General features: G+C 60.8%; 8 protein-coding genes. 3 read left to right on the top strand and 5 right to left on the bottom strand.

Features of this window, described 5'->3' with window-relative positions; translation table 11 throughout:
* Positions 1 to 177: 177 nt before the first annotated feature.
* Both ACXAIC_RS18785 and ACXAIC_RS18780 read left to right on the top strand, forming a co-directional pair.
* The gene (locus tag ACXAIC_RS18785) at positions 178 to 1,098 is read left to right on the top strand and encodes a DMT family transporter (RefSeq protein ID WP_475183897.1); all 921 of its coding nucleotides are present in this window, start codon (positions 178 to 180) and stop codon (positions 1,096 to 1,098) included.
* Between the two features lie 64 nt (positions 1,099 to 1,162).
* Positions 1,163 to 3,958, top strand: coding sequence for a cation:proton antiporter (locus tag ACXAIC_RS18780; RefSeq protein WP_475183740.1), 2,796 nt, complete (start codon positions 1,163 to 1,165; stop codon positions 3,956 to 3,958).
* Positions 3,959 to 4,404: 446 nt separating this feature from the next.
* Here the strand turns inward: ACXAIC_RS18780 and ACXAIC_RS18775 are convergent, their stop codons facing one another.
* From ACXAIC_RS18775 to ACXAIC_RS18755, 5 genes are all read right to left on the bottom strand, one after another.
* Entirely contained in the window at positions 4,405 to 5,211 is an 807-nt protein-coding gene (locus ACXAIC_RS18775) for a mechanosensitive ion channel family protein (RefSeq protein ID WP_475183737.1), read from the bottom strand.
* 210 nt (positions 5,212 to 5,421) lie between these two features.
* A complete protein-coding gene (locus ACXAIC_RS18770; protein WP_475183735.1) occupies positions 5,422 to 6,945 on the bottom strand; it encodes an ankyrin repeat domain-containing protein in 1,524 nt (507 codons plus the stop codon).
* 189 nt (positions 6,946 to 7,134) lie between these two features.
* Positions 7,135 to 7,998 carry an SDR family oxidoreductase gene (locus ACXAIC_RS18765; protein WP_475183731.1) on the bottom strand — a complete coding sequence of 288 codons (864 nt, stop codon included), beginning with the start codon at positions 7,996 to 7,998 and terminating at the stop codon, positions 7,135 to 7,137.
* A 94-nt stretch (positions 7,999 to 8,092) separates the two neighbouring features.
* Positions 8,093 to 8,827: a crotonase/enoyl-CoA hydratase family protein gene (locus ACXAIC_RS18760; RefSeq protein WP_475183728.1), complete on the bottom strand. Its 735-nt coding sequence runs from the start codon at positions 8,825 to 8,827 to the stop codon at positions 8,093 to 8,095.
* Between the two features lie 24 nt (positions 8,828 to 8,851).
* Positions 8,852 to 10,633 carry an acyl-CoA dehydrogenase gene (locus ACXAIC_RS18755; RefSeq protein WP_475183724.1) on the bottom strand — a complete coding sequence of 594 codons (1,782 nt, stop codon included), beginning with the start codon at positions 10,631 to 10,633 and terminating at the stop codon, positions 8,852 to 8,854.
* 217 nt (positions 10,634 to 10,850) lie between these two features.
* On the opposite strand from ACXAIC_RS18755, the gene ACXAIC_RS18750 reads away from it, so the two are divergent.
* Positions 10,851 to 11,846, top strand: a complete 996-nt coding sequence (locus ACXAIC_RS18750) for an L-threonylcarbamoyladenylate synthase (protein ID WP_475183722.1) — start codon at positions 10,851 to 10,853, stop codon at positions 11,844 to 11,846.
* The last annotated feature ends 551 nt before the right edge of the window (positions 11,847 to 12,397 follow it).

Raw genomic sequence — 12,397 nt, 5'->3', positions numbered from 1 at the left:
TTGGGGAGAAAGCCTGCTTGCGTCAATTGCCTGAAGCATTTCATGACCTTTTCCCTTTTGGAAAAAATAGACGGAATTATCTCTCTCAATATCGCGCTGTCCTTCAAATTGCACTTTCCGCAAGGCGCACAATCAGGTACCCGTGTCCGCTCAACCCACAAATTTGCAAGGCTTTCCATGTTTGCGGCAGCAAGACGATTTGGCGACCTGACATACGGCAACGCTCTGGTAATGCTGGGGCTGACAACGCTTTTTTGGGGTGGCAACACCGTCGCCGGGCGCCTTGCGGCTGGGGAAGTCTCCCCCATGGTGGTCGTTTTCTTGCGCTGGATGATCGTTGGCGGCATTCTGGTTCCGCTCTGCTGGAAAGAGATCCGGGCCGAATGGCCTGCGATCCGCCCTTACCTGCCGCGTATGAGCCTGATGGCCGTCTTCGGGTTTGTCGGCTTCAACACCCTGTTCTATATCGCCGCCACCCGGACGACAGCCGTCAATCTTGGCATCATTCAGGGGTCAATTCCGATCATCGTTCTGCTTGGAGCCATGCTCGCCTTCGGCACAAGGGTCCGCCTGCTTCAAGTTCTCGGGATCCTCGTGACGCTGGCAGGCGTGACCCTTATTGCCTCCCAAGGGCATCTGGAAACGCTGAGGACCTTGTCGATAAATCCCGGGGACGGGATCATGCTGATCGCGTGTCTGCTCTATTCTGGCTACACGCTTGCGCTCCGAAACCGGCCCAAAACCTCCGGACTGGTGTTTTTTGCCGTTCTGGCGGGCATCTCGGTTCTGGCATCGCTCCCGGGCCTTGCCTTTGAAATTGCAACAGGCAGTGCCCAGGCGCCAAGCGTCAAAGGCTGGCTGGTCGTGCTTTACATCGCCATCTTCCCCTCCTGCCTGTCGCAGATCTTTTTCATGCGCGGCGTGGAACTGATCGGCCCGGCCCGGGCCGGTGTGTTTGTCAATCTCGTTCCCATCTTTGCTGCGGTGCTGGCCGTGTCGATTTTGGGGGAGCCTTTCGAATGGCACCACGGGCTGGCCCTTGCAATGGTTCTGGGCGGGATCTGGCTTTCGGAACGCAAAGCGGGCGGGCTTCAGTAACCAGCTTTGTTAAAAATCGGGGCGAGCCTTTGATCTCGCCTCATTCTCGCGGCACAGTGCATACATGGAAACACCTTTAATAACAGGCGCCTTTGCGCTTTTGTTGATAACAATTTCCTTGTTGCAGCCCCTCGCCCGCCGGCTAGGACTGGCGCCCAGTGTGCTTCTGGCAATCGTCGGAACGCTGATCGGGATCGTGGCCACCTATCTGTTTTATACACCGCACACCCATCGCTTTGATGCCTTTGCCGACATCTTTGCCAATCCCCCGCTGGATTCAAAGATGATCCTCTACATGTTTCTGCCGCTGCTCCTGTTCCAGACGGCCCTGACCCTCGACATCCGCCGCATTCTGGAAGATCTGATGCCAATCCTGGTGATGGCGGTGGTGGCTGTTTTGGTGGCAACCGCCTTTATCGGCCTTGCCCTTTATCCCCTGTCCGGCATGAGCCTGCTGGTCTGTCTTCTGCTTGGCGCCATTGTCGCCACCACCGACCCGGTGGCCGTGGTCGCCATCTTCCGCGACATCGGAGCCCCCGCCCGTCTGGGCCGGATCGTGGAAGGCGAAAGCCTGCTGAACGATGCAGCTGCCATCGTCATCTTCGTCATTCTGCTCGGCCTCTTGACCCATGAACAGTCCTTGACGCTGAGCGAAGCGTTCATGGCGTTCGGACGGTCCTTTGCTGGCGGTGTGCTGGTCGGAGCCGTCCTGGCCCGCATGGCCGTCAGCCTTTTGTCCCTGATGCGCGACCTGCCCCTGGCCCAGGTGACCCTGAGCCTCGCCCTTCCTTATGGAACCTTCGTGCTCAGCGACCAGTTCGCAGACGTTTCCGGGGTTGTGGCGGTCGTCTGCGCAGGAACGATCTTCAATCTCTACGGCCTGTCGCGCATTCAGCCGGCCAACTGGCAGTTTCTTCATTCGGTCTGGGAACAGCTGGCCTATTGGGCTGCTTCCCTGATCTTTCTCCTGTCCGCCATCCTGATCCCCAAGCTCATCCGGGGCTTTACGCCAATCGACATCCTGCTTCTGTTCGTGGTGATCGTGGCGGCACTGGCCGCCCGGGCCGTGGTGATTTTCGGGTTGCTGCCCGCCTTGAGCTTTTTCCGCATGGGCCAGTCGGTCAGCACCAAATACAAGACCGTGATCCTATGGGGCGGCATGCGCGGTGCTGTCACCCTGATCCTGGCGCTCAGCGTCTCCGAACACGCCACCCTCGACCCGGAAATTTCCGGCTTTGTCACCAAACTGGCCACCGGCTTTGTGCTGTTCACGCTGCTTGTTTATGGCACCAGCCTGAAACCCCTGATCCGGCTTCTTGGGCTTGACCAGCTCAATGCCCGCGACGAGGCCCTGCGGACCCAGTTTCTGTCTCTGACCCTCGCAGATGTGCGCTCGGAACTGGACACGGCCGCCAGCAGCTACCGGATCAGCGAACGGGTCACCGCTGACGTCCTGAAGGACTATGGCGACCGGGCCGCCCTCGCGGCCTCTGAAACCAACAAGCTGGAAGAGCTGAAAGACTGGGACCGGGTGCGCATGGGACTGATCGCCCTTGCTGACCGGGAACAGCAGCTGGTTCTGGACCATTTTCACGAAAAGACCATATCCGGCCGCTCCGTTTCCCGCTTCCTGACCCTGACCGGCCGCCTCGGGGATCTGACCCGAAGCGACGGGCGGTCCGGCTACAACAAGGCAATGCGGCAGCCCTTGAAATTCGGGTTTGGCTTCCGCATCGCCCAGGCGCTGCAGCGGCGTCTGAGGATTGCCCGCCCGCTTGCAAATCTTCTGGCGGAACGGTTCGAGTTCCTTCTGGTCTACCGGATCATTGCCGACGAGCTGACGGAGTTCAACAACCAGCGCATCCGCCCCCTGCTCGGCAACCGGGTTGCCGACATTCTGAACGATGTCCTGTGCCTGCGCCATGACGAGACCGCCAAGGCGATTGACGCGTTGCGCCTGCAATATCCCGACTATGCCGATGCGCTGGAACGCCAGTTCCTGCAAAAGGCAGGCGTCCGGCTGGAAGAGACCGCCTATAACGAGGCCAAGAAACAAATGCTGATCGGCACGGAGCTGCATCAGGATCTGATCAGGGATGTGGAACGGGCCCGCAAGGCCAGCCACCGGCGGCCAAAGCTGGATCTCGGCCTCAAGACAGCAGATCTGGTCGGGGCGCATCCGTTGTTCAAGGACCTGCCGCGCAAGCAGCAAAAGGCCATCCGGCGGAAAATGCGGCCCCAGTTCGCCACCCCGCGCGAAAAACTGATCCGCCGGGGCGATCGGGGAGATGCGGCCTATTTCATTGCATCAGGCGCGGTTGAAGTTCGTGCGCCGGGGCATCTGGTCCGGCTTGGGCGCGGCGATGTGTTTGGCGAAATTGCACTGATGACCGGCGGGCGGCGCAGCGCCGATGTGACCGCGCTTGGCTATTGCCAGCTCCTCAGCCTCGGGGCCCATGATTTCAAGGCGCTGATGGCCGAGCATCCTGAATTGCGCGAGCATGTGATCGATCTTGCAGCCAGGCGGCAATTGATGAATACGGATCAGAACCTTCACGAGATGGAAGACCCGGTCGTGCCGCAATTCACCGCCGGGCCGGAGCACGAACACCAGCCCGCAGAAAATCCCCTTTCGGAAGAACACTTAAACGAAGATCCAGAACATGCAGATCCTGGGCAGCAGCCTCAGGGCTCTGACATATCCGAGCTGGAAGCGCTGCTGCAGGCAGACCAGACAGCAGCGGGTTTGGTGGCAGAGCCCGAAGACGCACAGGCGCCCGCCCGGCTGAATGAGGAGGCTGCGCTCCCTGAAGAGGAGCCCTCTCCGGCAGAGATCTCTTCCGGCTCGAAAGCCAACTGACCCGGAAGCGCCCGGTCTCTGGTCCTGTCGCATTCATCCGGTTTCAAACTGCTTTGTCTCATACCAAGCTCACTAGATAGGAACCGATCTGACCGTGTTTGGGGACTGTTCGGCAAGGAGCAGGTTGCAGGGCGATATGGTTTATCGTTCAAAACCTGGGACGCAGCTGAACAGTCCTCAAACACGGCCTCGGTGGCCTGCTCCGGCCCGCCGGACTGCGTTGCGCCGCTTGAACGGCCAACCAGGCCGTTCTGCGCAACGCGCCTTGCCGACCAATCCGGACCAGCGCCATCAGATGGGTTTCTATCCATTGAGGTTGGTATTATGCGTTGAAAGCTCTGTTTCGAGGCAGCGAAAAACATATTCACTCATATGCGATTTGCACTGAAAAAAGCCCGCGTCCAGCGGGCGCGGGCTCTTACGGGGGCCGGAACCTTGACAGAAAGTCAGCCTGCCTTTTGAATTTCCACCGAGTGGGGATAGGGAATGGACACCCCGCCCGCGTCAAAGGCTTCCTTGACCGCTTTCAGCATGTGGAACTTCAGCTCCCAGTAGTCGCCAGCCGCGCACCACAGGCGCACACCCAGATCAACCGAGCTGTCGCCGAGGTTGGTCACCCGGACCCAGGGCTCCGGGTCCTTGTGAACCCGCTCATCCGCCGTGGCCACATCCAGAATGATCTGGATGGCCTTGTCCGCGTCATCGCCATAGTCGATCCCGAAGGTGAGATCGAGCCGCCGGGTGTCATGGGCGGAGAAATTCGTCACAACAGATCCCCAGGCCTTCCCGTTGGGCATGATGATCTGCACATTGTCCGGGGTCACCAGCTCGGTGACAAAAATATTGAGGTCCTTGACCGTTCCGGACGTGCCGCCGATATCGACAAACTGGCCGATCTTGTAAGGCCGGAAGATGATCAGCATGACCCCGGCGGCCACATCGCTCAAGGTGCCCTGCAACGCCAGGCCAATGGCCAGCGTGCCGGCGCCGAGAACGGCAACCAAGCTGGTGGCCTGAATGCCGAACAGCTGCAGAACCGCGATGAGGGTGATCAGCAGGATCAGCCAGCGTACAATAGAGGCTGCGAAGCCGCCAATCGTGTCGTCAATGCGCGGATGACTGACAATGCGCCGCCGCACAAGCGAAGACAACATGCCCGCCACCAGCCAGCCGATGATCAGGACGACAACGGCTTTCGCCGCGTTGATCAAAAGCGGTGTGTAGGCACTTACCTGATCGACTGCCGTTTCCATGAAATCCCTCCTTGAAAAACTACAACGTAATTTTGACGTATCGGTTCCAGAGACTTGACCGCGAACAGGTCTGCGGTCAACAGGAGATTGGCGCAGGGGGCCAGGAGCAGATTGCGCTCAACTGGATTTGTCTTTCACGATCTTAAATCAAAGATCTCAACACAATAGACAAAAGACAAAAGAGTTGAAACCACCTGAGCCCAGCACGCTCTAACCGGTGCTTTCCTGCCAGCTCTCTAGAAACGCCACCATGTCTTCCTGTCCGCCTTGCGTGATTAGATCGGGATGAAGCGGGCATCCGGCCTGAAGCAGCAGGCGCGCACAGGCGATGTGATCCGCCTCCTTCCTCTGCGGCGCAAATTCCGCTCCATGACAGACCGTCTCCAGGGCGTCCCCGCCATAGGCGTTTTTATGCGCCAGATCCGGCTTCAGGGACAGGAAATAGGCAAGTTGCGGTGCGAAGCCATTCCAGCCCGCCGATTGCAGCGGCGTCAGTCCCATGGAGTCCGGCTGGTCCGGGTCCAGCCCGGCTGCCACGAGCGCTTTCAAGTGATCCAGCGTGCCTGGCTCTAACACAAGCCGGGTCAGCAGGCTCCTGTCCTCCTCATTCAATGCATCAAGGTCCAGACGTCCCGGCAGCCCCTCCCCCTCTGCACAGGCAGCAAGAACCCGTTCATTCGCGGACAGGGGCGCCGCGCTGCCCCGTTCGCGCAGGAGCGTAGCGGCAGGCCGGTTGCCGTAGATCCGCGCCAGGGCATAGGGCGTATGCCCCTCCCAGACCGCGTCCGGTGCGGCCCCATGGTCCAGAAGCAGCTTGAGACAGGCTTCAGAGCGGCCCCGGCGCACGGCCTGGTGCAAGGCGGGGATGGTGTTCACCGGCTGCCCGCTCGGGTGGTCTGGCACTGTCACGTTGGGATCTGCCCCGCCCTCCAGCAACAGGCGCACCATGTCGGGATTTTCGAAATCCAGCGCGCGTGGCAGCGCATTAGTGCCATCGGGCCTGGCTCCATGTTTCAGCAGCAGTGCCAGGGCCCTGGTGTGACCGAGTTCCGTGCTGTGATAGAGGCTTTCGTCATCATTGGGATTGGCGCCGCGCTCCAGCAGCCACTGGCCAAGGGCAAAATTATCCGCATGGCACAGAGCCCCGTAAAGCGCGGAAATCTTGTGATCGGATCCGGGCTCCGGAGGATAGCCATCATCAATATCGGCGCCCCCTGACACCAGCAGTTCCGCAATTGCCAGCATGTCAGCTGCCTTGTCCGGGCGGCGGTGGATTTCCCTGGAATAGGCCAGGTGCAGGATCGGAGAACGGACGCCCACGAGGTCGGTGGCTGAGGCCGGGTCCTGATCCAGCGCCCTTTTGACGCCCGCCAGATCATAGAGCGCGATCCTCAGGCCGAGATTGTGAGATGCCAGACCCGGATCTCCGGCAAGCAGCTTTTCCGTTACCCAGTGCTGCCCGTTATAGAGCGCGATTTTCAGCCGTTCAGCCTGCTGCTCCCGGCTCATGGCGCGGCTTTCGAGGTCGAATTTCAGATTCGGCCAGCTGTTCTGCCCTGCTTCACGGGCGATCACATGCAGAAAATCCGCATGGCGCAGTACTTTGTCTGCGGTCACATGGGCTGCCACCCGGGCTTTTGCATCGGGATCACCTGCCGCATGCGCCTTGCGCAGCCTGCGCGCTGCTTTTCGAAGGGTGTTCAGGTTAACGGGATCGGAAGGGCCGTTTGACATGGCTTTTCTCCTGTATCGCGTGCCCGGATGATCCGCTTGTGTCGGGCTCAGGTGAAAAACCGGCAATTTCTCTTTTGTCAGGGTGCTTTCGCTTTCCGCGGATCCGGCAGCCGCCCTCGTCGGCTTCCACGAAATCTGGCGCACCAACCGCCAGATTGCAAGCCGGTTCTTGCCGCGGCCCGTCGCCGGTCAGGATGTGACCGGCCCGAGATCCGCCGGGGCAACGCTGTCCTCCGGCACGAAAAAATCCGGAGCCAGCGCCTGGCTCGGGTCGACCCGGTAGCGGTCAAAATCCGTCACGCCCCGGCTGGCCAGGAACGTGTCGTCGATCAGGAACTGGCCGGTAAGCTCTTTTGACGGTGAGGTGAAAATCTCATAGGCCGCATCCGCCAGAATGTCGGGTGTCCGGCTTTGCAGCATCATCTTGTCGCCGCCGAGGATGTTCTTGATGGCTGCTGTTGCTATGGTCGTGCGCGGCCAGAGCGCATTCACCGCAATGCCCATGGATTTCAGCTCCCCGGCCAGTCCCAGAACCACAAGGCTCATGCCGTATTTGGCGATCGCATAGGGGGTGAAGGGCGCAAACCACTTTTCCTGCATGTCAAGCGGCGGCGACAGCATCAGGATATGCGGGTTGTCTGCCCGTTTCAGATGTGCGGCAGCGTGTTTGCAGCATGCCAGCGTGCCCCTTGTATTGATCTGGTGCATCAGATCGAACCGTTTCATGTCGGTCTGTTGCAGCGGGGTCAGCTGAATGGCACTGGCATTGTTAACAACAATGTCCAGACCGCCAAAATGCTCTACCGTCTGATCCATGGCCGCCTTGACCGCCGCATCGTCGCGAACATCCAGAACCACCGGCAGCGCTTTGCCACCCGCCGTCTCGATCTCTTCCGCGGCGGTGAAGATCGTGCCATCCAGTTTGGGGTGCGGTTCTGCGGTCTTGGCCGCGACAGCAATATTGGCGCCATCCCTGGCCGCACGCAGCGCAATCGCCTTGCCAATGCCGCGCGAGGCACCGGTAATGAAAAGGGTTTTGCCCTTCAGGGACATAGGGGTCTCCTCCATCGCCGCACTTGGTCGGCGCTTTTTTGTTTGTCAGCATCAGGATGCACGCGCCTGCCGTTTCAAAGCGGGCGCGGGCGTGTCATTTCGCCATGAAGGCCTGAAAGGCGGCGATGGTCTCCGGCGCGCTCAGGCGCTGGGAGAAGATCCGGATTTCCTCTTCCACCCGGTCCGACAAGGCGGTTGTATCCCCCCGCAGAAGTTTGCGGGAAAGGGCCATGGCTTCCGGCGGCTTGGCGGCGATCTGCCGGGCGCAGTCCAGAGCGGCGGTGTCGGGATCATCTTCCACCACCTTGTTGACGAGACCCACCCCTGCCGCCTCCGCCACCGTCATCGGCGCGCCGAGGCACAACAGCTCAAAGGCTCTGGCATGCCCCATGAGCTGCGGCCCAAGCAGGCTGGACCCGGCTTCGGGAACCAGACCCAGATCGACAAAGGGCGAGCGGAGCAGCGCGCGCGGGCTGGCAAAAACCATGTCGCAATGCATCAGCAGCGTTGTCCCGATACCGATGGCCAGACCGTCAACCGAGGCGACCAGAGGTTTCTCATTGCGCACGAGCGCCCTCAAGAACCGCACCACGGGCATGTCTGCAATCGCACCGCCGGTAGCATAAGTCAGGAAGTCGCCAATATCATTTCCGGCGGTAAAGACCTCTGCTTGACCGCAAACGAGATGGCAGCGCAGACTGCTGTCCGAATTGCCCGTCTCCAGCGCTTCGGCAAGATCTGAATACATGGCCCCAGTCAGGGCGTTTTTCTTTTCGGGACGGTCCAGACGCAGGATCTGGACCCCTTCCTCCCGGCTTATGCGGATCATGTCGGTCCTCCCCAGGACGAAGCGTCAGGACGCCAGTGCTTCCGGATCAAAGGCCTGGATAGCTTCCGCAGACAAAAGAATGTCGGCTTTCAGTCCGGCGGTCTCGCCCAGCACCGTCTCGCAAAAACTGCGGGCCAGCAGGGTTCTTTCCGCGGCCAGATGGGCCGGTTCGGACCCCGAGCGCAGCGCGCCCTTGGCCAGAAGGGCGCCCCCCAGAACCAGACCGGCCAGGCGCAGATAGGGGGTTGCACCGGACAGGGCATCCCCCACCCGGCCCTCGCCTTGGGCCGCGTGCATATAGGCGGTCGCCGCCTCCAGATCCTCAAGTGAGGCCGAGAGCTGGCCGGCCGCCGCGCCGAACTCCGGACGGTTCGAGGCGGCCACCTCGCTGGCAATCTCTTTCAGCTCCGCGATGAAGGACCGGATCTGGTCTCCGCCGGACAGCGGCAGCTTGCGCATGACCAGATCGATGGACTGGATGCCATTGGTGCCCTCATAAATCGGCGCGATCCGGGCATCACGCAGATGCTGGGCCGCGCCGGTTTCTTCAATGAAGCCCATGCCCCCATGGATCTGGACCCCGAGGGACGCGACCTCGACGCCGAAGTCCGTCGCAAGGGCTTTGGCAATGGGGGTCAGCAGGCTGGCGCGCTCGCTCCAGAAGGTCTGGTCTTCCGCTGTTTCGGCCCCGTTGGCCCGGTCAATTGCATGGGCGCAGGCGTAGCAGACCGCCCGGGCCACCTGGGTCTTGGATTTCATGGTGACGAGCATGCGCTTGACATCCGGGTGGCGGGCAATGGGGCTCATGCCCTCTTCCGTCTCGCCCAGTGCCCGGCCCTGCCGGCGGTCCAGAGCATAGGCCAGCGCCTGCTGATAGGCCCGCTCGGCCACACCAAGGCCCTGAATGCCCACCGCCAGGCGGGCGTTGTTCATCATGGTGAACATGCAGGCAAGTCCCCGGTTTTCCTCGCCCACAAGCCAGCCGGTTGCCCCGCCCTCGTCGCCATAGACCATGGTGCAGGTGGGCGAGCCGTGAATGCCCATCTTGTGTTCGACCCCGGCCACCCGCACATCGTTGCGGGCCCCGAGCGAGCCGTCTGGATTGACAAGGAATTTCGGCACCAGGAACAGCGAAATCCCCTTTGTGCCCGCCGGCGCATCCGGCAGGCGTGCCAGGACCATATGCACGATATTGTCTGTCAGATCGTGGTCGCCATAGGTGATGAAGATCTTCTGGCCGAAAATCCGGTAGGTGCCGTCCGCATTGCGCTCCGCCCGCGCCCTGAGCGCATTCAGATCCGACCCGGCCTGCGGTTCGGTCAGGTTCATGGTGCCCATCCATTCCCCGGACGCCAACTTCTGAAGATAAGTGGTTTTCAAATCCTCAGAGGCATGTTTTTCCATGGCCTCGACAGCACCCATGGTCAGGGTCGGTCCGATGGCAAAGGCCATTGAGCCTGAATTCCACATTTCGAGCGCGGCCGCCGACAGCATCTGAGGCAGGCCCTGACCACCTGACGACACTTCAGCCGACAAGCCGTTCCAGCCACCATCTATCCAGGCCCGGTAGGCGTCCCGCCAGCCCGGAGCCGTTGTCACCCTGCCCTCTGACAAGGGTGTGCCATGCCGGTCGGCAATGGCATTGAGCGGCGCGATCTCTTCTGAGGCAAACCGGCCCGCCTCGGCCAGAATGGCGTCCACAAGGTCATCGCCAAGATCGGCATGGCGCCCGTTCGCACGCAGCTCGTTCAGGCCGCAGACATGTTTCAAGGTAAAGGCAATTTCATCGACAGGCGCGCGATACATTCCGGTCCTCCCAAGACCCGAGCGGCATTTGTGAGCCGGCAATTTGACGTTTTCTCCGCTCCGCGCTTGACGGCAGCACGGACAGTCCGCAAAAGGCGCGTCAGGCGAAGTTTGACAGGACAATAAACCAGTTGACGTTAGCGTCAATCCATACCGCTACGGCAGGCACGCGTCTTTCTCACTTTACGGCCACACACAACCCCTAAGGGTATATGGCATGCAGCGCTGGACTGTACATCTGAACACCCCCGACTGGCAGGCAGCCTCTGTTGCGGGCGACGTGTGTGCCGCCCTGCGCGCCGGGCAGCTTGTCGCCGTTCCGACCGAAACAGTCTATGGCCTGGCCGCCGATGCCACCGACGGAGCCGCCTGCGCCCGGATCTTCGAGGCCAAGGGGCGGCCGCAATTCAACCCGCTGATCTCCCATGTGCCCTCCCTGGATGAGGCGCTAATACATGGGGCCTTCGACACCAGAGCGCTCCGCCTTGCCGAAGCATTCTGGCCGGGGCCGCTGACGCTCGTTGTTCCCAAGCTGAAATCCTCCCCGATTTCGGATCTGGCAACGGCCGGACTGGAAACTGTGGCGCTGCGCGTGCCCAGCGGACCGGTGATGCGGTTTCTGGCCGCCAGAACCGGACTCCCCCTGGCGGCCCCCAGCGCCAACCGCTCCGGCCGGATCAGCCCCACACGGGCCGAGGATGTGATTGCGGATCTCGAACCGTCCTTGAGCTTTGTGATCGATGCCGGCCCCTGCTCTGTCGGCATTGAATCCACCATTGTGGGGCTGACAGACGCGCGCCCGCGTCTGCTGCGCCCCGGTGGCGTGACCCGCGAAGCCATCGAAGCTCTTCTGGACGAGCCGCTTCTGGACAAGCCGGACACCATGGCGGAGACCGCACCTGCCGCTCCGGGCATGCTGACCTCCCACTATGCCCCCGATGCGGCCATGATCCTGAATGCAGAAACTGCGGTGCCGTCCGACGCCCTTCTGTCCTTCGGCCCGGACCGTTTGCCGGGCGCCGACAAAGCGCTTGCGGAGTACAATCTGAGCCCTCAAGGAGACTTTGCTGAGGCCGCTGCGAACCTGTTTCGGGGCATGCGTAGCCTCGATGCGAGCGGTGCCCGCACCATCCGGGTCCAGGTTATCCCCAGCCTCGGACTTGGCGAGGCGATCAACGACCGGCTGCGCAGGGCCGCCGCACCGCGCCCTTGAACGCGCGCGTCCGGCACCGCCGCAAGCCCGCCCCATTTCCGCTTCTTTTCAGAAGATTTCGGCAGATCTCTGCGATTTTGACCGCCACAAAAAAGGCATATTCCTCAAACGCTCCCGTCACACACCTTGAGCAACGGTTGAAGTCTGTCCGCCTGAAGTTAATGCGGGAATTCAAGACGATTTCGTTGCGTCATATAAACAAAAAACAAGTTCACAACTTGCGCCACACCTATAAATTTAAAATCCATCAAAAGGTGATCAAATGAACTTATCAACATATTGCTTTTAACAAATTACTGTAAAAAGCTCGCATTACATTGAAAGAATCACTTATTCTTGCAGCATCAAGAGAGATGCAGCGGACCTCCCCTCGGGCATTGCGGTGCTCGCACCTTCAAACAGACCGGCCATGCGCCGGTCTTTTTTTGATCTGTTTTCGAGTGCTCCGCCGCCCTCCTCTATACATAGCGTAATTCCGGCGGCCACTCTCCTGAGCCTATGATGCGGGGTCGTAGCACACGCCCCAAGAGGCATAAAAGGAGAGTGACCGT

It is taken from the genome of Roseibium sp. AWQ4_254, from assembly GCF_056161025.1.
The sequence above is the reverse complement of the archived record's forward strand: the minus strand, read 5'-3'. Positions and strand labels throughout refer to the sequence as shown.